Here is a 22,620-nt window from a genome sequence, read left to right as displayed (position 1 = left end):
ATGTTGGCATCGCCGTTGGCGATCTGCTGCAGGCCGATGGCCACCGTGCGCAGGCCCGAGCCGCAGAGCTGGTTGAGCGCCCAGGCGGTCTTTTCCTGCGGCACGCCTGCGGCCATGGCGGCCTGGCGGGCGGGGTTCTGGCCCTGGCCCGCGGTCAGGATCTGGCCGAGGATCACCTCGTCCACTTCCGCGCCGTCCACCTTCGCCCGCTCGAGGGCCGCTTTGACGGCGATGGCGCCGAGCTCGTGTGCCGGGGTGTTGGCGAAGGCCCCGTTGAACGAGCCGACGGGCGTGCGCGCCGCTCCGACGATGACGATGTTAGTCATAGGTTCCTCTTCATGGCGTGGTTCAGATGCGGCCACCAGGATCCCAGATGCTGCTCCGCCTGTCGGAGCCACGCCTTAAGAGGACCCTCAGGTTCCCCACTCATCCAGTACTGATAGCGCTTGCGAGACGTAGGGTTGATGACGCCAGCAATGTGCCCGGAACCGGCTTGGCCGCAAGCCTCGAGTAAAATCCTCTGCCAGATTTTGCTGCAACCGAGGGGGGCATCTGCGGTTACGATCTGCTATCCCGGCCTAGGAATGACCTTACGAAAGATAGCTGCACCGCACCCAATGGTCAGTCGGTGACTGCCACCTGACGGAATGCTTCACGGTGATGGGCACGGAGTTTGTCCCGGACCTGACGTTCGGAATAGGGCAAGCCGTGAACCGAAAGATCACGGGTGATCTTCCCGACAACGTCACCATCGCCGTCGACTTCGAAGTCGGCCTGGTGGACCTCAGTGGCATAGGAGGAAAGGTCAGCGTTCGACAAGCCAAGGAGGCGGCCAGCCCAGAGGCCGGCGAGAACGTTCCGGCGCGCGATCACGCTGTCACGGGTGTCGTTGTCGAGGCACCAGGATTCCGAACTCTGATTGAAAGTCTTTGTACCTGTCACGTTCATCGAAGCTCTCCCTCAAAGGTTCAGCTGCAGCCTGTTGGATTTGACTACCGGCATGTCACGCAACGAGCCTGTAAATGCCTCTCCTGACACGAACCTGACAAACACAAGGGATTTCCGCAGGTGAGCTATGCATGGACGTAACTCTTCCAGGCTTGCGTCCCGTGATAGGTCGCATATGTCGTATCTGACGACGGGCGAAGCGCCGGTTCGATCACCACGCTTTCGATGATCAAGCTGAACCACTGTCAGTCATGAAGAAGAACCCGAAAAGCGGGTTAGATGCTCAAGGAAGCGCTCGGGCACCCATCCAGATCCAGGATCGTCAGGTGAACCGATGAAGCAGACCGACACTGAGGCGGACGAAGCCTTGGCCCATATCAGGCGAAATACAGCCGCTCCAATCCAGCGCTTCTTCGACTCGGTCGCCGCGGCACGGATTGAGGAGACCACAAGCCATCAGAACCGAAAGCGGGTCGATTCATCGAAGCTTGACCTTATCGACTTGGGCGAAGGCCTAAGCAAGCTCTTGGAAGCTCGCAGCTTCTTCCGGAAGAGAGATCTGAGCCTACGACGTGTCGCGCGTGCCGTCCGCCACATTCGCCGCGGCGAATGGCCCTCCAACAGGCCATAAGCATTGTTGAGTATCTTGCCAGGCAAGAGCATTCCTCTTGCCTATGCAGTGAGGCAGCATTCGAAGAGCCTTCCGACCCCCGGTATATCGCCTCGGCTTCCCTATCCGCATTTTGCCCCCTGAGTTAGTCAGGTTGCTGTCAGGTTCATCCCTTAGGCCGTTCCCTGCGACTGCCCAAAGCAGCCGGAGAGAACCTCAGCCATCCTGGGAGGATGACCCATGATCCATTTTCGCCCAAGCCTGTCACGGACACTGATCGTTGCTGCTACGGCCTTGTTCGCCACCTCCGCCTTCGCTCAATCAGAACTGAAGCTCATGGCCCCGGCGGCGCCTGGCGGCGGCTGGGACCAGACCGCCCGCTCGATGCAGCAGGTCCTGATGCAGTCCGGCCTGACCAAGAGCGTGCAGGTCACCAACGTGCCGGGGGCCGGCGGCTCCATCGGCATCGCCCAGCTTGTGAACAACTCCAAGGGCGACGGTAACCAGCTCATGGTCAACGGCTTCGTCATGATGGGCGCCCTGCTGACCAACAAGTCCCCGGTCACCCTGGAGCAGGTGACGCCGATTGCCCGCCTCACTGCTGAGGCCGAGGCCATCGTTGTTCCGCTGAACTCGCCGATCAAGTCGGTCCAAGACCTCGTGACCGCCATCAAAGCCGACCCCAGCAAGGTCCGGTGGGCCGGTGGTTCAGCGGGCGGTGTCGATCATATTGCGGCAGGTCTTTTCGCCAAGACGGCCGGAGCCGATCCGACCAAGATCAATTACATTCCGTTCTCCGGCGGCGGCGAGGCCCTGGCAGCGATCCTCGGCGGCAAGGTCACGGCGGGCATCTCCGGGCTTGGAGAGTTCGAGAGCCAGATCAAGGCCGGCAAGCTGCGGCTGATCGCAGTCACCGCGCCAACTCAGCGTGAGGGCATGGCAACGCCGACCCTGAAGGACCAGGGCGTCGATCTCGAGATCACCAACTGGCGTTCCGTCGTGGCTCCTCCCGGCATCTCGGCCGACCAGAAGAAGACCCTGACCGAGACCATCGACAAGATGGTGAAGTCTCCTGCCTGGCAGGAAGTGCTGAAGCAGAAGGGGTGGGACGATGCCTATCTCTCGGGGGATGAGTTCGCAGCCTTCCTGAAGGCGGAAAACGACCGGGTTCATGAGGTTCTCACCTCGATTGGCCTTGTGAAGTCCTGATCGCCAGCAACCGGCGGGCGCAGAGATGCGCCCGCGTGAATCCAGGAGACACCAATGTCCAACGCACAACCGGTACCCATGTCCAGGGTACAACCCCGCACGCACATCGACGTGGCAGGCGTCGTCATCGCACTCCTTCTTCTCGTCCTGGCCGGCATGGTCTGGTGGGACATGACCAAGCTCCAGATTCTTTCGCCCTACGATCTCGGCCCGAAGGTCATGCCCATTGTCGTCGCCATCGGCCTGACGCTGCTGGCCCTCGGCAACGGCGTCGGAGCCCTGCAGGGCAATCTCCCGGCCCGCGACAGTCTCGACTGGAAGCCCATCATCCTGATCCTCGGCGGCCTCGCGGCCCTGATCGTGCTCATCGCAATTGGCGGCGGCTTCATGATCGGCACGGCCATCCTGTTCGCGACCACCTCGGCCGCCTTCGGACGCCGGGCGTTTCTAACGGATCTGCTGATCGGTGCCGTGATTTCCGTGTTCGTCTATCTGCTCTTTGGCAAACTCCTGACCCTGTCCCTGCCGGCAGGGCCGCTTGAACATCTGCTCTGAGGCCTGTCATGGAAGCTTTCACCTCTCTTGCGAGCGGACTTTCCGTCGCCATCCAGCCGATGAACCTGCTCTTCGCCCTCATCGGCGTCCTGCTCGGCACCGCCGTCGGCGTGCTGCCCGGCATCGGCCCGGCGCTCACCGTGGCGCTGCTCCTGCCGATCACCTTCAAGCTCGACCCAGCCGGCTCCATCATCATGTTCGCCGGCATCTATTACGGCGGCATGTATGGCGGCTCGACCACCGCCATCCTGATCAATACGCCGGGCGAAAGTGCCTCGATGGCGACGGCCCTCGAAGGCAACCTCATGGCCAAGGCGGGCCGTGGCGGCCCGGCGCTTGCGACCTCCGCCATCGGCTCCTTCGTGGCCGGCACGATTGCCACCTTGGGCCTCACGCTGCTCGCCCCCTACCTCGTGGAAGTCGCCGTGAGCTTCGGTCCCGAGGATTACTTCGCCCTCATGGTCGTGGCCTTCGTGACCGTCTCGGCCACCTTCGGCGATTCCCCGGTTCGGGGCCTCACGAGCCTGTTCATTGGTCTGCTGCTCGGCTTGATCGGCATCGACATCCTCTCCGGCCAGTCGCGCCTGAGCTTCGGCGTGCCTGAACTCTACGACAACGTCGAGGTCACGACGCTCGCCGTGGGTCTCTTCGCGGTCGGCGAAGCGCTCTACGTCGCCTCGCGCCGGCACATCCACGAGGAGAAGCTCGAGGCTGTCCGTGGCTCGCTCTGGATGACCAAGGAAGACTGGAAACGCTCGTGGAAACCCTGGCTGCGCGGGACCGCCTTCGGCTTCCCGATCGGAGCCCTGCCGGCTGGCGGCGCCGAGATCCCGACCTTCCTGTCCTATGCCACCGAGAAGCGGCTGACGAAGCATCCCGATGAATTCGGCAAGGGCGCCATCGAAGGCGTCGCCGGGCCGGAAGCGGCCAACAATGCGTCCGCGGCCGGGACCCTGGTGCCCCTACTGACGCTCGGCCTTCCGACCTCGGCCACGGCCGCCATGATGCTCGCCGGCTTCCAGCAATACGGCCTCAATCCCGGCCCCCTGCTCTTTGCCGAGCAGCCCGCTCTCGTGTGGGGTCTGATCGCCAGCCTGTTCATCGCCAACGCCATGCTGCTGGTGCTCAACCTGCCGCTGGTCGGCCTGTGGGTGAAGCTGCTCGCGATCCCGCAGCCCTGGCTCTATGCCGGCATTCTGGTCTTCGCCACCATGGGCACGATCGCGGCCAATCCCTCGCCGGTCGAGCTGATCATGCTGACGATCTTCGGCGTGCTCGGCTTCCTGATGCGCCGCTTCGACTTCCCCATCGCGCCAGTGGTGGTCGGCCTGATCCTCGGCCCGATCGCGGAGAGCCAGCTGCGGCGGGCCCTCTCGATCAGCCTCGGCGACCCGATGGTGCTGCTGCAAAGCCCGATCTCGGCAACGCTGCTCGGCATCGCCGTGATCGCCCTCATTGCCCCCTTCGCGCTCAAGAACCTCGGGCGCTTCAAGGCGGTCGAAGACTGATCTGAACGTCACACCCCCGGCTCCCCAGGAGCCGGGGGCCTGCTTGAGCCGTGCGAAGATCGGGAGGTCACGTCCGTGGAAGATACGAAATCGACAGTCCGCGAGGCCGTGATCCGGACAATTGCAATGCCCTCCGACACGAACCCGGCCGGCGACATCTTTGGCGGCTGGCTGATGTCGCAGATGGATCTTGCCGCCGGCAATGCCGCGGCACGACGGGCACGCGGCCGCTGCGTGACGGTCGCAGTTGACGGCATGGCCTTTCACAGTCCGGTGCATGTCGGTGACGAGGTCTCTGTCTATGCAGACCTGATGTCAGTTGGCCGGACCTCGATGAAGTTCAAGGTCGAGGCGTGGCGCCGATCGCGCGACGGCGACGAGCAGGTCAAGGTGACAGAAGCGGTCTTTACGTTCGTGGCAATCGACAGCGGCACCCGCCCGCGCCCGATCCCGCCGAGCTGACCGAGCCTGCTGCTTGAATCTACCGATCCTCTGGCTCGATATGGGTGGAACGGCGCCACTCGCTCAGGAACCGCTGGCGCTTGGCGCGATCCTGAACCGCCAACAGTTCAGGCCCAATCGTAATCGGCCGCAGGAGCCCCGATGAGGCAAGCCAGAGCGGACCGTCCACTTCTTCCGGAAGCGTTCCCTCGAAGCTGAAGAAGAACGAGGCCTCGCGGCTCTTCTTCTGACCCCGCTCCGAGAGAAGATAATCCAGAAACCGGAACGCACTCACAGGGTTCCTGGAGAACCGCGGGATAAAAACCACGCGGCTGAGGACAACCGTGTAGTCTCGCGGGATCACGATCGCCAGATGGGCGCCACGCCTGACAGCGCCAACGGCATAGGATCCGATCAGGTTGTATCCAATGGCGAGGCGACCAGAAGCCAGGTCGGACACGAGATCTGTCGTACAACAACCTGCGACGAGGCCTGCTCGCCCGAACGCCTCGAGAAGCCGCCCAAACGTCGTTGTGCCGTGAGCATCATAAGACGCGAAGAGATAGCCGACTCCTGATTGGGAGATGTCGAAGGAGCCGATCTTCCCGTTGTACTGCTCGGGCTTGGTCCGAAGGAGATCGATGAGTTCCGCCCGGGTCCGCCGCACGTCTTCGGAAGGGACGAGGTCCCGGTTGTACACGATGACCGCAGGCTCGAATGTGAAGCCGAAGACCTCGTCGCGCCATCGTGTCCAGGACGGCAGCCGACGCGTCATGGCAGACCGGTAGTTCAATGCACAACCATCGTTGACGAGTTTGACCATGTGATCAGCCGACGATGACAGGACCAGATCCATCGTCCCCTGCTTCGCATCACATTCACTTGCCGCCCGGTTGAACAGTTCGTTGGTAAGGTACTCGTTGTATTCGACGGTCACGGTCGGCGAGAGCTCCTGGAAGTCCCGGATCAAGGGGTCCATGGCAGCAAGATCCGTCGCACCATGAATCGACAGGATGGTTTCCTGCCCGCCGGGAGCTGGAAACACCGTCTTCTCAGCGGCCTCCGCTGCACCAATCTCCAAACTGATGAGACCAGTGAATATGATCAGGGCCGCCTTCCATGCCAAAATCACGATGCCTCTCCAGCGGTGGGGAGTTGGGGTGCTTCATTCAGACGTTTGAAGCGCAGGATGACCGCAAATCCCTCCTCTGAGCGTTCACGAAAGCAAAGTTCTCCCCCATGCGCCCGAACGACGTCGCCCGCGATGGCAAGGCCCAGGCCGGAACCGGTAGCGCTCTGAGTGTGGAAAGGCTCCCGGACCCGCTGCCATTCGGAGACTGGAATTCCTGGTCCGTCATCAACGACTTCGATGACAGCGGCATCACCCTCTGCAAGAACGCGAACTTCCAGGCGTGTCGTGGCGCCATGCTTCAAGGCATTGTGGATCAGGTTCGACAGGGCCTCACGCAGACTGACTGCATCGCCTCGCATGAGGACTGGTTCAGGCGGATCGTTGAAGGCGATGTCGACGTCACGGTCGAGCGACAGGGGAACCGCATTGATCAAAGTTTGGCGTGCGAGGGCAGTGAGATCGATGGCCTCGAACTCCGCGACCTCGGCCCGATGGATGATCATCGCATGGCTCAGAAGCTGATTGGTCAGGCGGCCGAGTTCCGCGGTTCGCTCCCTGACCCTGATGAGCTGTTGTTCCTTCCGCTCAGGTCGGGTCTCTTCGGTGAGGAGATCGACTTGGGACGCCAGTCCGGCCAGCGGGGTCCGGATCTGATGGGCTGCATCGGCGATAAAGCGTTGCATCAGGGCGATCCGTCCTGACAAGCGATCCATGAACCGATTGATCGTGGACACGAGCGTCTGGATCTCGCGGGGGATCTCGACATCAAGCGGCGTCAGGTCCTTGGGATCGCGCGACCGCAGCTCCCGCTCCACACGCGTCAGGGGTTCCAAGGCCCGGCGGACGGCGAATAGAATCCCCATGAAGGCAAGACTGGTCATGGCGAACACGAGCAGCAGAGCCTTCAGGGTTAGGTCCCGTGCCAGACTGATGCGGGCTTCTCGTGTCTGAGCTACGACAACGTGGGCCCAGCCAGGCGCTACCGGATCCGAGACGAGGCGGCCCACGACAGCCACTCTCACAGGAAAGCCTCGGTATTCGCTGTCCGATATCAGAGGTTCGTGGGACCCGGTATTGGCCGCTGCAGCGGCCAAGTCATCGTACCCAGTGAGAACCGCCCCATGCGGATCGAGAACCTTGTAGAAAATGCGGTCATTGGTTGACAGGGAGAGGGTCTCGAACGCGGAAACCGGAGGATCAACCGAGATGGTCCCTTCCTGGGCATAGATGCTCTCGGCGATCTGGAGGGCAGCTCCCACCAGAAGACGGTCATAAGCGTCGTCAGCGGCAAGGCGGGCATAGAACCAGGCTGCTGTTCCTAAGGCGAGGGACCCAGCCCCGAAGACAATGGCGATGACCAGAATGATGCGGGAGTAAAGGGAACGACCCGGTCTGATCATGGGCACACGATCTGATAGCCGAGCCCCCGAAGCGTCCGGATCTCGGCGCCGGACCCGGCCAGCTTTTTTCTCAGGCGAGCGACATACTGTTCCACGGCGTTCGGGCTTGGTTCGTCATCAAATCCAAACAGCTGGTCGACCAACTCGTCTTTGCCGAAGATCCGGCCCGGTCGTGCCGCCAGAATCTCGAGCAGCGTCAGTTCCCGGCGGGTTAAATCGATGGGGGTGCCATTGATCGAAACGGCTCTCGAGCCCCGGTCGATCGTCACCTGCCCGCAGACCAGCTGGTTCGTGGACTCACCGGCACTGCGCCGAAGAAGGGCCCGTGCCCGGGCCTCCAGTTCACGATAGTCGAAGGGCTTCACCAGATAATCGTCCGCCCCGAGATCGAGCGCGTCGACCCGGTCGTCGACCTGCGATCGTGCCGTAAGGACAAGAACCGGTGTCTTCGACTTGCGCTGCCTGAGACGCTTGAGGATCGAGAAGCCGTCGAGCGCCGGCAGGTTCACGTCGAGGATCAAGAGATCGTAGACCTGGACCTCCAGGACCTCGTCGGCGACACCCCCGTCCTTCTCCCAATCGACCGCGTGGCCGATCCGCTCGAACCGGGCGACGATCGCCTCCCCGACGTCCTCGGTATCTTCCACGAGCAGGATGCGCATTTTCGCCTCTCGCCAACACCGGGCTGTCAGGTTGATGACAGGTTCACAGGGTACGCAACTCCCATGGGGCCGCCAAGGGAATGTTCGAGTTCCGCCCGACGGGCCACCGAAAACTGCTCGCATGAGGAGCCGCTAAGCGCGGCATTAGCCGGACCGCGAGCGAAGCGGTCCGATCGCGCCCAGTGCCTGCGAGCAACAGTGATTTTCGACGGGAGGATACGGATGCAGATCACAGGCATGCTCCATGGAGCCAAGCTTCTTCAATTCGCCGGGTTCCCGACCTCGGAGGTGCTCGGCCCCGATGCCAGCGAGGACGAGATCCGAGCCCTCATTGGCCGCTGCGGCAGCGTCTTCATCAAGCCGGTGTTCAAGGGCGGCGTCGGTAAGAAGGGCAAAGCCGGCCTGCTCGGCCGGGCCTCCGATCTGAGGACGGCGCTGAAGGAGAAGGAGCGGCTTTACTTTGTTGAGCATCGGGTTGGCTCGACCGTGGCCAAGGCGAATGGGGTAACGTTCGAGGGCGCCGTGCCGGCCGAGCACGAGGTCTACTTTTCGATCTCGGATTCGACCCGCTTCCGGGCGCCCACCATGACGCTCACCCACCATGGCGGCATGGACATTGAGGAGGTCGACAAGAGCCTGGTGGCCCAGATCCCCTTCGATGCGCTGACCGGCCTCAAGGCCTTCGTGGTCGCCAATGCCCTCTCGGAGCTGAACGCCCCGAAGCAGATCATCTCGCCCCTCGTGCAGCAGCTGCCGAAGCTGTGGGAACTCTACCACAACTTCGGCATGACGACACTCGAGCTGAACCCGATCCGCATGCGCCCGGACCGGAACGGGCGCCTGACGCCGGTGGCGTGCGACTTCAAATGCGGCTTCGACCGGGACGATCCGCGCTGGGAACGGCTTAACCTGCCCAACCACCTGTTCGCCGTCGACTACTCGGACTTCGAGCTCGAGATCAATCAGCTCCGCACCTATCAGGGCCAGAGCGACGTCTATGTCATCAACCCGCAGGGTACGATTCTGGCACCCACCTTCGGCGGCGGCGCCAATTCGCTGGTCACCCAGATGCTGGGCGATGACGCGATCATCTCGTCTGACTTCGGCGGCAACCCGCCTTACGCCAAGATGAAAGAAGTGGCCCGCATCTGCTTCAAGCACTGGCTCAAGCAGTCGAACGTGCTGTTCATCATCGGCGGCAAGTCGAACAACACCGACATCTTCGAGACCTTCCGGGCCATGGCCGATGCCCTGCGTGAGCACTTCGGCCAGCATGGTCCCTCCCCGCTCTACGTCGTAGCCGGCCGCGGCGGACCTAACCTGATCCGGGGCATGGGCGCCCTGCGGGACACGCTCGAGGCGCTTGGCGTGCCCTATCGCCTCTTCGGCTTCGACTCCGACATGAGCGAGGTCATCAACCACGCCCGCGCGGTCGATGCCTGGATGAAGGCTGGCGGGCGCGACGAGGTCGCAGCGAAGCTCCGCATACCGGTGGCGGCTGCGGCCTGAGCCGAGCCCATGAACCCATAAGCAGATTGGAGGAGACACAATGTTCAAGCAGGGCGTCGGCAGCTTCAAGTACCACGTGGGCATCAGCTCCCTCGACCAGATCGCCACCCGCGATGATCGCGTCTGCGTGCTCAACATCCTCGGCGGCGAATCCAGCGATGTCACCCCGGTGGGCCACGCCTACTCAGGGGGCAACGTCGTGTTCGGCACCTCACCGGGCCGCAGCGGCCAGGTGCTGGAGACACCGGTCGGGAACGTTCCCGTCTACAACAACGTCCGCGAGGGGCTCGAGGTGGGGCATCGCTTCAACTGCGGCGTCGTCTATCTGCCGCCTTCCGGCGCTCGCGACGGCGTCGCCGAGCTGATCCGGGTCAATCCCGAGCTCAAGAAGATCTTCATCGTCACCGAGAAGCTGTCGGTGCACGACTCGCGCGAGATCCGCGCCATGGGGCAGCAGAACGGTATCGACATCTTCGGCGGCAACAGCCTCGGCGTGGCCGACGCCTGGAATCAGGTCCGCATCGGCGGGGCCCTTGGCGGCGACAGTCCGGCCGAGGCTCTGCGTAAAGGTTCAATTGCGATCTTTTCGAACTCCGGCAACTTCACCACCACCATCGCCACGTATCTGCGCATGGCCGGCTGGGGCACCACCACGCTGATCTCCAGCGGCAAGGACGTGTACATCCACTACGCTGCTCCCGAGTTCGCGTTCGCACTGGCGAATGACGCCCGCACCAAGGCGGCGGTGCTCTATGCGGAGCCAGGCGGCTACTACGAGCTTGATGCCAGCTTCACCAAGCCCGTGGTGGCCTGCGTGGTGGGGCGCTGGAAGTCGAAGCTCACCCGGGCGGTCGGCCATGCCGGCGCGATGGCCGGCGGCCATGACGATGCCGAAGCCAAGGAACGATGGTTTATGGCCAAGTTCGGCGTCGACGACATCTTCACGCCCGAGCACCCGGTCTTCTCGCCCATGGGCGCGGTGGTGACCAACATCGCTCACATTCCGCTGGCGCTTACGGCGGTGATGCAGGCCAATGCGGCCCGTCCCGACTTCGAGCCGGAGGGCAGCCTTGCCCTCAAGCCGTGGTTCGGCTCGAGCCAGGGCATCGTGCTGCCGCCGGAGCTTGATCTGCCGATGGTCACGGCCGCGAGTCCCTATGATAAGCAGATCGAGCACATGAACCGGCAGATCGGGGCGATTTTCCCGCGGCAAGCGATGAAGGATGCCTCCGGCGCCTCGCAGATGGACCCGAAGACCCAGATCACGGCCCTGCACGGCACATCGATGCTCGATGCGGCGCAGTTCCCGGTTGAATCGAATATCTGTCTGTCCCTCCTGCGAGAGCCTGGAAGCGAGAACGAACGGGAACTGGTCAATGCTGCCGTGGGAGCCGAGATCAACCTGTCCGGTACCCCCGCCCTGGCCGCAGCCCAGGCAGCGCGCGAGGCCGGCAACGCTCCCAACACGGTTCTGGCGGCGGCCTGCAGCATCCTTGGCCCGCGGTCCGTCAACCGGGCACGGCAAGCCGTACGGGCCCTGGTCGAACACTTTGCAGAAGCCGGATTGCGAAGCGCCGTCGATGAGACCTTCGACCTGAGCTCGGTGCAGTTCGATGGTGCTGCAGGCCTGTTCGTGTCCGACCAACGCGACACGAAGGCTGAAGCCCTGCTCGAGGGGTTGCAGGCCCGGGGCGTGAAGTCGGTGTTCGTGCGCTACCTTCGGACCCTCAACGGCCATCCATCGGCCGATGCCGTGCTGGCCGCGGTGGCCACGACACTGGCGTGGGAACCCTTGATGCGCAAGCGCATCTCGCTGCTGACGGTTGAGACTCTGCCCTGGTGGCTGCGGCTGTTCGGCGTGCTGATCGGCGCATCGACTGACGCCAGCCGGCATCGGGACGACGCCTTCTGCGGTATTCCCAATGAGGAGATTGTTGGCTCGCGTTCGCTGACCGAGGTCGCGTTTACGGCCCTGGTTGGAAGCGAACCCACTCCGGACAACCTGTTTGCCTTCCAGACCCTGGTCGGCCTCCTGCTCTCGAACGGTCCGGGCACCATCTCGGCTCAAGGAGCCAAGGGCGCCGTCTCGGCCGACGGTCCCGAGACGCCCGAGCGGGTGCAGCTCAACAAGGCACTGATCGGCTTCCTGACCCACTCCGGCTATGCCCATGGCGGAAACGGTTACGAAGGCATCGCCTTCCTGATCGACCAATTCAAGGACGTCGGCCTGGCCGATCCGGGCGATCCTGATCATGGCATCGATCTGGCCTCTCTCGCCGGCCGGTATGTAGCCGAGTACGCGAGCTACAAGGCGGACAAGAAGACGGCTGGCAGCCTGGACATTCGGAAGATCCCGGGCGTGAACCACCCAGTCTTCAAGGACAAGCCCGTGAACCACGATCCGCGTGAGGTGTTCGTGCGGGAGCTGTTCGAACGACGTGAGGAGTACAACGTCTTCCACGCTTACTATCAAGAGCTCGTCAAGGCATTGTACGAGACCGGGGTGTCGCGCAACGTCTACTGCGTCAACATCGATGCAGTGATCGCGGCCCTGCTGATGAAGATGGTGTGGCAGCCGTACGGCGAGGGCACTCTGTCCAAGGAAAGCCTTGAGACGAGCGCGTTCACGATCTTCCTCTATGCCCGCATGCTCGGCTGCGCCGCTGAGATCGACGACCACCTCAATCGTGGGCGGAACATGGACACGCGAACCCCGGCCTCCCAATGCCAGTTTGTGTCCTAAGGCTGCGAGCCTGCTAAATCGAGGAAACCACGAGAATGGACACGCTCTTCAACCCCCAGGTATGGCTCAGCCTTCTGACCTTAACGGCTCTGGAGGTGGTGCTCAGCGTCGATAACCTGGTCGTCATCGCGCTCTTGGTCGGCAAGCTGCCTGCCCCACAGCAGCCGCTCGCCCGCAAACTCGGAATGACCCTGGCCCTGGTGCCGCGACTGGTTCTGCTCTTTGCCATTGGGTGGGTTCTCAGCCTCACCGAACCCATGTTCTCAGCCTTTGGCCACAGCTTCACGGGCAAGGATCTGATCCTGATCGCCGGCGGCATCTTCCTGGTCTACAAGGCCGTCCAGGAGATCCATGCCAATCTCGAGGGGGTCGAAGGCGAAGCCACGGCCAAGGTGTATGGCAAGGTGGCCACGGTGGTGGTTCAGATCGCGGTCATCAATCTCGTGTTCTCGATCGACTCGATTGTCACGGCCGTGGGTCTGGCCACCGAGATCTGGGTCATGGCGGTTGCTATCATCCTGTCGATGATAGTGCTCATGGCGGCCGCTCGCCCGGTGGGCGAGTTCGTTGAACGCCATCCGACCACCAAGATGCTGGCACTCTCATTCCTCGTGATGATCGGCACCACGCTCGTGGCCGATGGCTTCGGGGTCCACTTCGATCACGCCTTCATCTATGTGGCGATGATCTTCTCGATGGCTGTGGAAGCGCTCAACATGGTGGCGCGGCGCCGGGCCGCGAAGGTGGTGCACCTCCACAATCCCTACGGCGACCCAGAGGTGGCTCTCGAGGACAGTGACCAACCGCAGGCCAGAACCAGCCCCGCCGCTTGAACCAGATCGGGGGAATATTCGCGCCGATCAGGATCGTGGTCTGGGCCAATCGCGCCAGTAGTCCCACATCTCCTGCTCCCGCTTCTTGTCGGGCCAGATCTGGTCATCGCCGTAGAAGGTGGGAGCACCTCGGACCTGTTCCTCGGTGATGTCGGTGCAATACCCGTGAAGCCCTGAGTCGTAAGTGAGCTTCTCCCAGGGAATCGTGTGATGGTGAACACCAACTCCCAGGAAGCCCCCAAAGGTCACGTCGACGTAGAGCACCCGGCCGCTCACCTTCTCGATCAACAGACGCTTGATCGTGCCGATCCGATGCCACTGCAGGTCGAACACCGCCGTGCCTTCGACACGGTCGCTTTCGATGACGGGCTTGGGTGAGGTGTGCTGGGGGATCGGGCCAGAGAGATAGAAGCCGTTCTCCAATACCCCGAATTCGACGACCGCTTCGTTGACGTCCAGGGGCCAGAGCTCGTCCGGGGTGATCTGCCGCTCCGGGGTCCACGGTCCACCGCTCGTGGGGAGCATCGCCCCGTCTGAGTCTTCGGTGATGCCTTGCAGATTAGGAATCATTGTCGAATGGAACACGTAGTACGTTGCTCGTCTCATGAGCACCTCCCGTGGTTCGGGATGGATAGCCCTTGACCGATGGTCAGGATGAAAACGCAATGGCTGGTCGTCCAGGTCCGCTCCCAAAGACCAGACAAACAGCCAAGCGCGATCGCACCTTCTGTGGAACACCGACGGGCTTTGCCTCGGGCGAGGCGCTTTCGCGCAGAAAGGTGCTCCGTACCAGGAGCACGGCGATGAACAGGAACTCACGCTGCCAGATCTGGAAGCTCTCGTACCAGAACTCTGGCTCGACCAGCATCTCGCCCATGAACTTCAGGGGCTGGCATCGACTGACCTCGCCTTTGTTGAAGATGACAGGGCGGAAACCCGGAATGGTCATGTTAGATTCGAGTTCCTGCGGCACGCGACAGAGCCCTGTGCCGCTCACCAGCGCAGGCGTTCCCTGGGGACAATTTCTCATGGGGTCAGGCTCGGCCTTGCCCGAGAGACCTGCCTTCGGCACAGAGCCTCACCGCTGCAAGGTGCCCGCATGACGCCGCAACCGATCTCCACCGCCCCGGAAGAGGATGACAAGCCCCTTCTTCTCTTCTGCCCCGATCAAGGGGGCTGGCACACTGGTGTCTGGTTTCGGGGCAAGTGGCTGGCCTACATCGACATGAGTGTCGTCTTGGAGCCATCTCATTGGCTCCCGGTCCCTGTCGATCCGCCGGACGCGGGCTGATCATTTCCGGTTCCAGTCTGGATCAAACCATGACCTGGGTGCCGACCTCGACTTCGCTCCCGGTCGGGATCTGGAAAAGTCGGTGGCGTCGCTGGCCGACTTGGCAAGGCTGCTGAAAATCTCGATGGGGAAGTCTGGCCTCGCATACAATGGCGGCATCAGGAACCGCTGGCGCCGGCTTGATGCCATTTGAGGCCTAGAGCCATCGCATCTGGCAAAAGCGCCAATATAGCCACACACACACGAGCGCGATCACCACGAGCACGACAGGGTAGCCGTACTTCCAGTGCAGTTCGGGCTCCACATCGAAGTTCATGCCATAGATGCCGGCTACTGCCGTCGGTATCGCCAGGATGGCCGCCCAGGCTGCGAGCTTGCGGGTGATCCCGGTCTGCTGCGCCTGACCTGTCATCAGGCTGGTCTCGAACGCGAACGAGAGCACCTCGCGCAAGGATTCGATCTCCTCCTGAACCTGGCGGATGTGATCGGACACATCCCGAAAGAGCGGATACATCGCGGCATCGATCCCCGGCAATCCCGGCTTTTCCAGGCGCCGGCATACCTCCACCAGCGGAACCGCGGCATTGCGCAGGCGCAACAGATCCCGTCGGAGTTGGTAGATCCGGCCGATCTGGTCCTGGGACGGTTGAGCGCCCAGAACACTGTCCTCGATCTCCTCCACCTCTGTCTGGACGGCCTCGATCACCGGCATGTAGTTGTCGACGATGAAGTCGAGGATGGCGTAGAGGATGAAGTCCTCGCCCTCCGAGAACGCCGTCGGGACTGCCTCACAGCGTTCCCGCACCGGCGTGTAGGTCGTCGAGGCGCCATGGCGGACGGAGACCACGTAGCCGCGCCCGACGAACAGGTGGGTCTCGCCGAAGGCAATCCGGCCCTCCACCATCTGAGCGGTGCGGGCGACGACGAACAGCGCCTCGCCATATTGCTCCACCTTGGGCCGCTGGTGGGCTTTGAGTGCATCCTCAATGGCAAGTTCATTGAGGCCGAACTGCCCCTGCACCGTCCTCAGGAGTTCCAGGCTGGGCTCGTGCAGGCCGATCCACACCACGTGCCCCGGCCTGTGGGACCAGTCGCCTGCCTCCTCGATGGCAATGTTGGTCACGCGCCTGCCTTCCGCGTAGGCGACCGAGGCCACCACGCCAGGAATGCCCTTCGGCAGAACCGAAACGAGCTTGAGCGGCTTTGCCATGATGAATCAACGCCGAGCTGCGGCATCCAGTGCCACAGCTGCAGAGCCAACACCCTGTAGATCCCGCCCAAGGTGAAACCCTACGCCGCACGGCTACGTTGGGGCCAAGGGGACGCCACTCCCCACATCGGATACGAGAGTGAGGCAGTCCATGGCCGCAATAGGCATCAGCGGGAGCGCAGCCGCAGGTTCACGAGACCACGGGCATGCAGTCCCAACTTCCTTCTGGGCCCTGACCCTCGGCACTATTGGGGTGGTGTACGGCGACATCGGCACCAGCCCGCTCTACGCCCTCAAGGAAAGTCTCGCTGCCGCGACGGGACATGCCGGCGCCGGCGCCCTCACCCGCGAAATGGTGCTCGGCGTGGTCTCCCTCATCCTGTGGACGCTGATCATTATCGTGACAATCAAGTACGTCGTGATCGTCCTGCGGGCCGACAACAACGGTGAGGGCGGCACACTCTCGCTCGTGACCCTGGCGCAACGCGCCCTCGGACACAGCACCGGGATCACGATCGTTCTCGGCATGGTCGGTGCCTCGCTGTTCTACGGCGACACCATCATCACGCCCGCCATCTCGGTGCTCTCGGCAGTCGAGGGCCTGAAGCTGGTCACGCCGGCCTTCGAGCCCTACGTGGTGCCGCTCAGCCTCGTGATCCTGATCACCCTCTTCGCCGTCCAGCGGTTCGGCACCGCGAGCGTGGCCTCGTTCTTTGGCCCGATCACCGCCTTCTGGTTCCTCGTCATGGCTGTGGGCGGCCTGATGCACATCCGGGATGACCTGAGCATCCTCGCCGCGACCAATCCGGGGCACGGCCTCAGCTTCCTAGTGAACCATGGCACCGCCGGGCTTCTTGCGCTCGGCGCGGTGTTCCTGTCGGTGACCGGGGCGGAGGCACTCTATGCCGACATGGGTCACTTCGGTCGTGCGCCGATCCGCACCGCCTGGATCGGCCTCGTCCTACCGGCGCTCGCCCTCAACTATCTCGGCCAAGGTGCCATGCTACTGGCACATCCCGAAGGGCTGGAGAACCCGTTCTTCCTGCTCTATCCCTCCTGGGCTCTGCTGCCCATGGTGATCCTGGCCACCGTGGCCACGATCATCGCCAGCCAGGCGGTGATCACCGGCGCGTTCTCGATCTCGGAGCAGGCGATGCATCTGGGTGTCCTGCCCCGCTTTCGCGTCATGCGCACCTCCGAGACCGAAAAGGGCCAAATCTACGTCCCATTCATCAACTGGCTTCTGCTCTTCGCAGTCATCCTGGTCGTTGTCCTCTTCGAGTCGTCGAGCGCCCTGGCAGCGGCCTACGGCCTTGCGGTAACCGGCGACATGGTCATCACCTCGTGTCTGCTGTTCATCGTGGCTTGGAAATTCTGGCGCTGGGCGCCGGCCGTGGCCGCGCTGGCGATCGCGCCGTTCCTGACTATCGAGCTAGTGTTTCTCGGCGCGAATGCGCTCAAAATCCCGCACGGTGGCTGGTTCCCGCTGTTGATCGGGACCGGGCTGTTCATCCTGATGTGGACTTGGCGCAAGGGCACGCACCTGCTGGCCGAGATCTCGCACCAGGGTCGTCCGCCATTGGCCGAGTTCATGCGCAGAGCCGAGACCAGCCCGGTGCTGCGTGTTCCGGGAACCGCCATCTTCCTGACCGGGAATGCCCAGGATGTGCCGGCCGCCCTGCTGCACAACCTGAAGCACAACAAGGTGCTGCATGACCACAACGTGCTCCTGACCGTGGTGACCGAGGAAGTGCCGCGCCTGCAGGACGAGGGCCGCGTCACCAGCGAGACGCTCTCGGGCCAGTTCTCGCGGGTGATCGTGCGGTTCGGGTTCATGGAGCACCCGAACGTGCCGAGAGCGTTGAAGGCTGCGAACTTCGATCTGAAGGACGCCTCGTTCTTCCTGTCGCGGCGGGCGCTGCAACCCTCGGCCGAGGCGGGATTGCCGCTCTGGCAGGACTACCTGTTCATTCCGATGGCCCGCTCGGCGAGTGATGTCTCGGATCAGTTCTGCATCCCGGAGGATCAAGCAGTCGAAGTAGGCGCACGGATCACGATCTGATCACAGCATGGTCGTAGCTGACGGAGGACGGGATCAGCGCGGGCAGCTCAAGCCCCGGGCGGCCAAGCCAGCTATACGAGTCCGATCGCAGGGAGATCAGTCTGGACATGAGCCACACGCCGGTAGAGGATCGAGAGCTCCGCCGTCCGAAGTCAGATCCTGTCCCAATACCTGAACTCCCCGTCGTGCAGGTAGGGTATGTAATCTGTGGTTGGGTAACGCGGGACAGGAATGTTGGTTTCCGGAGGGCCATGTCCCCGATCCGGCGCCACGGCAAGGGCGCGGTTCCGTGCGCTGGAGATCCTGGAGCGGTGCCTTGCCTGTTGAAGAATGGCCGCGGTCCCGGGTTGGCCCTACCGCTCCAGCTCGTTGGCGAGCCATGCCAGTTCGGAAGCGAGGACCTCCCCCTGGCGGGCGAAGTCCTCCAAGGCTTGCTTGGGAGACGGACCATCCGGCTCCAGGTCGGCCGAGTTCTCTATCTCGAGCCTCCCGGGGCAAATTGGGCAATGGTGACCTGGGGTGACCATAGCGGGCGCAGCAGCGGCCCGGCGACAATAACGCCAATGAAGGCAAAGGCAGCCACAATGAGAGCGGTGCAGCCGTAACGCGTCAACCAATCCTTAGGGGGCATCATAAACCCTCCAAGCCAAGCATCACGCAAGATAGGCAACGAACAGACCGAAAATCAGTTTCCAGCAGATCAGGGCTTGGATCTCGACGGCTGGAGGCAGCCAGACCCGGCACGCCATGTCATGGAATGACCTCCGCTGTCTGTCGCTTCCCCGTCTTCGGGGACGGCCGTTGGCCCTCGGCCTGGACCTGTTTCACGCGCCGGGGCAGCTCCTGCAGAAGGGCCGTGCGGCGATAGGGCGTCAGCTTCCGCCATTCCCGGGTCTCCGGGATCGTCCGCCCGCAGCCGAGACACCAGCCGGTCCGCCCGTCGAACTCGCACACGGAAATACAAGGATTGTCTTTCTTCACGGCCTCAACCTGATCTACGGCAAACATCGCGCTCGACACAGATAGGGTAGCTCCCTATATCATGCAAGCCATAAGCAAGGAGGCTACATGTCCCACACGATCAAGGAAAAGACGAAGCTTCTCGGCCGGGTCCGCCGGATCAAAGGGCAGGTCGAGGCCATCGAGCGGGCGCTTGAGGCCGAGCTCGGCTGCGCTGACGTCCTCATGCTGGTCGCGTCCGTCCGCGGGGCCGTGAACGGTCTGACCGTCGAGCTGATGGAGGATCATATTCGCAACCACGTCGTTGATCCGGCGCATGAATCGGACCCGGAACGCGCCAAGGGCGCCGCCGAGCTCATCGAGGTGGTCCGAACCTACCTGAAATGAAGCAATCCCTGGCGGCTGGGAGAACGAGTGGCGCCGTGAGAAATTCCTGGAAAACCAAAAACAATGCCTGATATTGCTCAACTTCTTCAGTCCGGCGGCAACGGCTGGCTGTATCTGCCCTTTGCTGTCCTGCTCGGCGCCCTGCACGGGCTGGAGCCCGGCCACTCCAAGACCATGATGGCCGCCTACATCGTGGCGATCCGCGGCACCATCGGACAGGCCGTCCTGCTTGGGCTATGCGCCGCCCTCTCCCACTCTCTGGTTGTCTGGATCGTGGCGATGCTGGGCTTGTCGCTCGGACGCGAGATCCTGACCACGCACTTCGAGGCCTGGCTGCTGATCGCGTCTGGCGTGATCATCCTCGGCATCGCCGCCTGGATGTTCTGGCGCACGGGCCAGAGCCTCGGCTGGTTCCGGCGGCATCACCATGGCCGCCATCACCATGGACATGATGACCATCATCATGACGAGGTGCGGACCATCGACACAGGCCATGGTGTTGTGGAGCTGTCGATCTTCGAGGACGGCGTGCCGCCCCGCTGGCGACTGCGCACGATCAGCGGCAACGCGAGGAGGGCTGAGGACGTTCTGGTCGAGACCGATCGCGGCGACGGCACGGGCGAGCGCTTCCGGTTCGTCGAGCGGGACGGCTATCTCGAATCCGCCGGGGAAATCCCCGAGCCGCACGCGTTCATGGCCCGGGTGCGGCTCTCGCACGGCGACCACGCCCACACCTACAAACTCACGTTCGCCGAGCGCGATCACGGACATCATCATGATCATGCCGAGCATGACGAGGATGCGCATGAGCGCGAGCACGCCGAGCAGATCGCTCGGCAGCTTGCGGCCAGCGGCGGCAACGTCACCACAGGCCAGATCGCGCTGTTCGGCATAACGGGTGGCCTGATCCCCTGCCCAGCCTCGATCACCGTGCTGCTGATTTGCCTCCAACTCGGCCAGTTCACGCTCGGAGCCGCAACCGTGGCGGCCTTCAGCCTGGGCCTGGCGATCACCATGGTGTCGATCGGCGTCGCCGCAGCGTGGGGCATTCAGCACGCCTCGAAGCGGATCAAATTCTCCGACCGCCTGCTTCGCCGCCTGCCGCTGGCCTCGGCCGGCCTCGTGGGCGTCCTGGGCGCGATCATGCTGGTGCAGGGCTTCGTTGACCTCGCGGCACCTGCAACGGCCCTGTCGTAAAGGAGGTCGCGAGGGCACAAACAGCTTGATCGACCAGGCCAAGCGATGGGCGCGATCCATCAAGCGTGACGTGGTCGCGCTGTGGATTGCCGCCCGCGATCGCCGTGTGCCTTGGTATGCGAAGGCGGCCGCCGGAGCAGTGGCTGCCTATGCGCGCTCGCCGATCGATCTCATCCCCGACTTCGTCCCGGTTCTTGGCTATCTCGACGACACTTGCTGGGTCGTGAGCAATCTTTCTGCGGGCTTCCCTTCAGATCCACCCTCTGCGACGGGCCAGACCAGCCGCGATGCCGATGAAGGCCCCCAAGGCGCCGATGACAACCCAGAAGCCGATGGTGCCGGTCTGGGTGTAGGGCGTCTCGAAGTTCATGCCGAACACGCCCGCCACCGCCCCGATCACACCGAGCATCACCGTGACGAAAGTCAGCCGCCGGACAAGGTCATTGGTCGCCTCCGCCGTGCGGGTCGTGAACAACTCAAACGAGCCGTTCACCAGATCGCGGGCATGGTCGACCGCATCCACCGCCCGCTCGAACCGCCGTTCCAGCGACTGGTAATGCGCGGCAGCATCAGCTTCGAAGATCTGAGCGAAGTCCGGACGCGAGAGCCCGTAGAAGACGGGGCGCTGCTGGTTCAGGAAGTGGCGAAGCTGGGAGACCTTGCGTCGCATCCCGACCACGCCTCCGAGCAGGCTGCGCCGGGCCGTGTGCGCCAGCATCGCCTCGTCGAGCCGGTCCAGAAACTCTTCAAGTTCGCTGACGGCCTCGAAGTAGGCGCTCAGATGCCAGTCCAGCAGCGAAGCCGCGAGCGCCGGCGGGCTCAGAGCCCCGATCACCGTTTCCCCCTTGCCCTGGTCACGGAAGGCCTGAAGGAAGGGCAACTCGCCGTCATGCACGGTGATGATCCAGCGCGGGCCGACGAGGAAGTCCAGATGGACGGGTAGCCATTTGGTTAGGGCGCGATCCCCGTTGCCATTCTCTCCGCGCGAGAGGCCGATGACGTCGAACTGGAAGTACTCGCCGTAATTGTCGAGATAGGGAGCCTCTTGTGGATTGAGCAGTTCTCTGACCGAGCCGCGATCCAGCGCGAAGAGACGGGCCAGATGCTCCACTTCATCATGATCACGACCATCGACGTCCACCCACAGGAGCGACCGCTCATCGAGGCCGACGAGGCATTGCTGGTCGAGCTCGACCTCCTGGTCGTGTCCATCGGCGTTGTAGAGAAAAGCCTGGATCACAGCCCGATGCTGGCCAGCAAAAGACTTGTTCCAATCAAAGAGCCGAAGGACGCGACGAAAAGAATCGAGGCACGCTTGAAGGACGGTTTTGCCTCCACGCCTGATGGGCGTGGATCAACAGCTTGAGATTCCTCTACGCTTTGAACACTCACCATGACTCGTTCCTGCCTGAAATGCATGCGGACATGAGGGCTGAACGAAAGTGGCGGGCGGATTATTCCGGCGCGAAGCGATAAAATATTTTGGGAAACGCGTTCAAAGGATCGCTGAGTAGGTGGCTATGGCGATGGGTACAGTCACAAAGATGGTGATCGTCACCATTCTCTCAATGCTGTCGATTTCCTTCTCGGCATCTCTGATTTTTGTATGAATTTTCAAATCTTGCATACTCATCAATCTGTCCAACAACATCATTCAACGATGAGATACCAACGTTTGGCGAGCATGCTTGATCCGGCAAGCGCGTGCTTGAAGAGATGCTGTGCGGGCCGGGCGCAGCCTCAGGTCCTTAGGCGGCAGCGCCATCGGTGCTCGACGCAAAGGTCGTTAAAGCCATGTTTCTTGGATGAGATGCTGTCCTCTAGACCAGCGTGGCATTAACACGGGAGCAGCCGCGTGTTCCCGACCGATGCAGCTCTCGGCGGATTAGAGCATCGGACGGTTAAACGGACGCATATCCGGCAGCCCTGAGGAAGTTCCAACACTCGTGCGCCTCGAAGAGGT

The 22,620-nt window shown here is 62.7% G+C and carries 23 protein-coding genes and 1 pseudogene; 12 read left to right on the top strand and 12 right to left on the bottom strand.

Annotated features, from left to right (window positions below):
* The coding region (locus JKL46_RS29735) for a thiolase family protein (protein ID WP_484502706.1) at nt 1-326 on the bottom strand (326 nt) is incomplete at its 3' end.
* A gap of 295 nt (nt 327-621) precedes the next feature.
* Nucleotides 622-948: a DUF1476 domain-containing protein gene (locus tag JKL46_RS29730; RefSeq protein ID WP_201840957.1), complete on the bottom strand. Its 327-nt coding sequence runs from the start codon at nt 946-948 to the stop codon at nt 622-624.
* A gap of 334 nt (nt 949-1,282) precedes the next feature.
* On the opposite strand from JKL46_RS29730, the gene JKL46_RS35240 reads away from it, so the two are divergent.
* From JKL46_RS35240 to JKL46_RS29710, 5 genes are all read left to right on the top strand, one after another.
* Complete coding sequence (locus tag JKL46_RS35240; protein WP_210381511.1) at nt 1,283-1,579, top strand: hypothetical protein; 297 nt, start codon at nt 1,283-1,285, stop codon at nt 1,577-1,579.
* A 219-nt stretch (nt 1,580-1,798) separates the two neighbouring features.
* Complete coding sequence (locus JKL46_RS29725; RefSeq protein WP_201840944.1) at nt 1,799-2,767, top strand: Bug family tripartite tricarboxylate transporter substrate binding protein; 969 nt, start codon at nt 1,799-1,801, stop codon at nt 2,765-2,767.
* Between the two features lie 54 nt (nt 2,768-2,821).
* Nucleotides 2,822-3,322: a tripartite tricarboxylate transporter TctB family protein gene (locus tag JKL46_RS29720; protein WP_246529622.1), complete on the top strand. Its 501-nt coding sequence runs from the start codon at nt 2,822-2,824 to the stop codon at nt 3,320-3,322.
* An 8-nt stretch (nt 3,323-3,330) separates the two neighbouring features.
* On the top strand, nt 3,331-4,830 hold the full coding sequence (locus JKL46_RS29715) for a tripartite tricarboxylate transporter permease (protein WP_201840941.1): 1,500 nt from the start codon (nt 3,331-3,333) through the stop codon (nt 4,828-4,830).
* A 126-nt stretch (nt 4,831-4,956) separates the two neighbouring features.
* Nucleotides 4,957-5,292 carry an acyl-CoA thioesterase gene (locus JKL46_RS29710; RefSeq protein ID WP_210381512.1) on the top strand — a complete coding sequence of 112 codons (336 nt, stop codon included), beginning with the start codon at nt 4,957-4,959 and terminating at the stop codon, nt 5,290-5,292.
* 19 nt (nt 5,293-5,311) lie between these two features.
* Here JKL46_RS29710 and JKL46_RS29705 read toward each other — a convergent pair whose 3' ends face one another.
* From JKL46_RS29705 to JKL46_RS29695, 3 genes are read right to left on the bottom strand one after another with little or no spacing between them, the layout of a single operon-like run.
* Nucleotides 5,312-6,403 carry an ABC transporter substrate-binding protein gene (locus JKL46_RS29705; protein ID WP_343074152.1) on the bottom strand — a complete coding sequence of 364 codons (1,092 nt, stop codon included), beginning with the start codon at nt 6,401-6,403 and terminating at the stop codon, nt 5,312-5,314.
* Nucleotides 6,400-7,803 (bottom strand): sensor histidine kinase, encoded by a 1,404-nt coding sequence (locus JKL46_RS29700; RefSeq protein WP_201840935.1) that lies wholly within the window; start codon nt 7,801-7,803, stop codon nt 6,400-6,402. Before JKL46_RS29700 ends, JKL46_RS29705 begins: the two co-directional genes overlap by 4 nt.
* Nucleotides 7,800-8,465, bottom strand: coding sequence for a response regulator transcription factor (locus JKL46_RS29695; protein ID WP_201840931.1), 666 nt, complete (start codon nt 8,463-8,465; stop codon nt 7,800-7,802). Before JKL46_RS29695 ends, JKL46_RS29700 begins: the two co-directional genes overlap by 4 nt.
* A gap of 222 nt (nt 8,466-8,687) precedes the next feature.
* Here JKL46_RS29695 and JKL46_RS29690 point away from each other — a divergent pair, with 222 nt between their 5' ends.
* Genes JKL46_RS29690 through JKL46_RS29680 form a run of 3 tightly spaced genes read left to right on the top strand, consistent with a single transcriptional unit; the run spans nt 8,688 to nt 13,550 of the window.
* Complete coding sequence (locus JKL46_RS29690) at nt 8,688-9,974, top strand: ATP citrate lyase citrate-binding domain-containing protein (protein WP_201840928.1); 1,287 nt, start codon at nt 8,688-8,690, stop codon at nt 9,972-9,974.
* A 40-nt stretch (nt 9,975-10,014) separates the two neighbouring features.
* Nucleotides 10,015-12,717 (top strand): CoA-binding protein, encoded by a 2,703-nt coding sequence (locus JKL46_RS29685; RefSeq protein ID WP_201840925.1) that lies wholly within the window; start codon nt 10,015-10,017, stop codon nt 12,715-12,717.
* A 35-nt stretch (nt 12,718-12,752) separates the two neighbouring features.
* Nucleotides 12,753-13,550, top strand: coding sequence for a TerC family protein (locus tag JKL46_RS29680; RefSeq protein WP_201840923.1), 798 nt, complete (start codon nt 12,753-12,755; stop codon nt 13,548-13,550).
* Between the two features lie 27 nt (nt 13,551-13,577).
* On the opposite strand, the gene JKL46_RS29675 is transcribed toward JKL46_RS29680, so the two are convergent.
* The 3 genes from JKL46_RS29675 to JKL46_RS29665 all read right to left on the bottom strand — a co-directional run bounded on the left by JKL46_RS29675 (nt 13,578) and on the right by JKL46_RS29665 (nt 16,051).
* Nucleotides 13,578-14,156: a PRC-barrel domain-containing protein gene (locus JKL46_RS29675; RefSeq protein ID WP_201840920.1), complete on the bottom strand. Its 579-nt coding sequence runs from the start codon at nt 14,154-14,156 to the stop codon at nt 13,578-13,580.
* A 43-nt stretch (nt 14,157-14,199) separates the two neighbouring features.
* Entirely contained in the window at nt 14,200-14,499 is a 300-nt protein-coding gene (locus JKL46_RS29670) for a DUF6766 family protein (RefSeq protein ID WP_201840917.1), read from the bottom strand.
* Between the two features lie 538 nt (nt 14,500-15,037).
* A complete protein-coding gene (locus tag JKL46_RS29665; protein WP_201840915.1) occupies nt 15,038-16,051 on the bottom strand; it encodes a magnesium and cobalt transport protein CorA in 1,014 nt (337 codons plus the stop codon).
* 151 nt (nt 16,052-16,202) lie between these two features.
* Here JKL46_RS29665 and JKL46_RS29660 point away from each other — a divergent pair, with 151 nt between their 5' ends.
* Nucleotides 16,203-18,113, top strand: coding sequence for a potassium transporter Kup (locus JKL46_RS29660; protein ID WP_201840913.1), 1,911 nt, complete (start codon nt 16,203-16,205; stop codon nt 18,111-18,113).
* 750 nt (nt 18,114-18,863) lie between these two features.
* Here JKL46_RS29660 and JKL46_RS29655 read toward each other — a convergent pair.
* Nucleotides 18,864-19,094, bottom strand: a complete 231-nt coding sequence (locus tag JKL46_RS29655; RefSeq protein ID WP_201840911.1) for a DUF1289 domain-containing protein — start codon at nt 19,092-19,094, stop codon at nt 18,864-18,866.
* Between the two features lie 87 nt (nt 19,095-19,181).
* Here JKL46_RS29655 and JKL46_RS29650 point away from each other — a divergent pair, with 87 nt between their 5' ends.
* The 3 genes and pseudogenes from JKL46_RS29650 to JKL46_RS29640 form a co-directional block, all read left to right on the top strand.
* Nucleotides 19,182-19,460: a metal/formaldehyde-sensitive transcriptional repressor gene (locus JKL46_RS29650; protein ID WP_201840909.1), complete on the top strand. Its 279-nt coding sequence runs from the start codon at nt 19,182-19,184 to the stop codon at nt 19,458-19,460.
* 63 nt (nt 19,461-19,523) lie between these two features.
* On the top strand, nt 19,524-20,657 hold the full coding sequence (locus JKL46_RS29645; protein ID WP_201840906.1) for a HoxN/HupN/NixA family nickel/cobalt transporter: 1,134 nt from the start codon (nt 19,524-19,526) through the stop codon (nt 20,655-20,657).
* 25 nt (nt 20,658-20,682) lie between these two features.
* Nucleotides 20,683-20,868 (top strand): annotated as a pseudogene (locus tag JKL46_RS29640) (YkvA family protein); the annotation flags it as partial.
* Between the two features lie 39 nt (nt 20,869-20,907).
* Here JKL46_RS29640 and JKL46_RS29635 read toward each other — a convergent pair.
* The 3 genes from JKL46_RS29635 to JKL46_RS29625 all read right to left on the bottom strand — a co-directional run bounded on the left by JKL46_RS29635 (nt 20,908) and on the right by JKL46_RS29625 (nt 22,290).
* Nucleotides 20,908-21,897 (bottom strand): CorA family divalent cation transporter, encoded by a 990-nt coding sequence (locus tag JKL46_RS29635; RefSeq protein WP_201840903.1) that lies wholly within the window; start codon nt 21,895-21,897, stop codon nt 20,908-20,910.
* Nucleotides 21,894-22,052 carry a hypothetical protein gene (locus tag JKL46_RS29630; RefSeq protein ID WP_201840900.1) on the bottom strand — a complete coding sequence of 53 codons (159 nt, stop codon included), beginning with the start codon at nt 22,050-22,052 and terminating at the stop codon, nt 21,894-21,896. The genes JKL46_RS29635 and JKL46_RS29630 overlap by 4 nt, the downstream gene beginning before the upstream one ends.
* A 100-nt stretch (nt 22,053-22,152) precedes the next feature.
* Complete coding sequence (locus JKL46_RS29625) at nt 22,153-22,290, bottom strand: hypothetical protein (RefSeq protein ID WP_201840897.1); 138 nt, start codon at nt 22,288-22,290, stop codon at nt 22,153-22,155.
* Between the last annotated feature and the right edge of the window lie 330 nt (nt 22,291-22,620).

This window comes from Microvirga zambiensis WSM3693 (genome assembly GCF_016735695.1).
GTDB classification, from domain to species: domain Bacteria; phylum Pseudomonadota; class Alphaproteobacteria; order Rhizobiales; family Beijerinckiaceae; genus Microvirga; species Microvirga zambiensis.
Note: the sequence above shows the minus strand (reverse complement) of the source record. Positions and strands in the feature narration are given on the sequence as shown.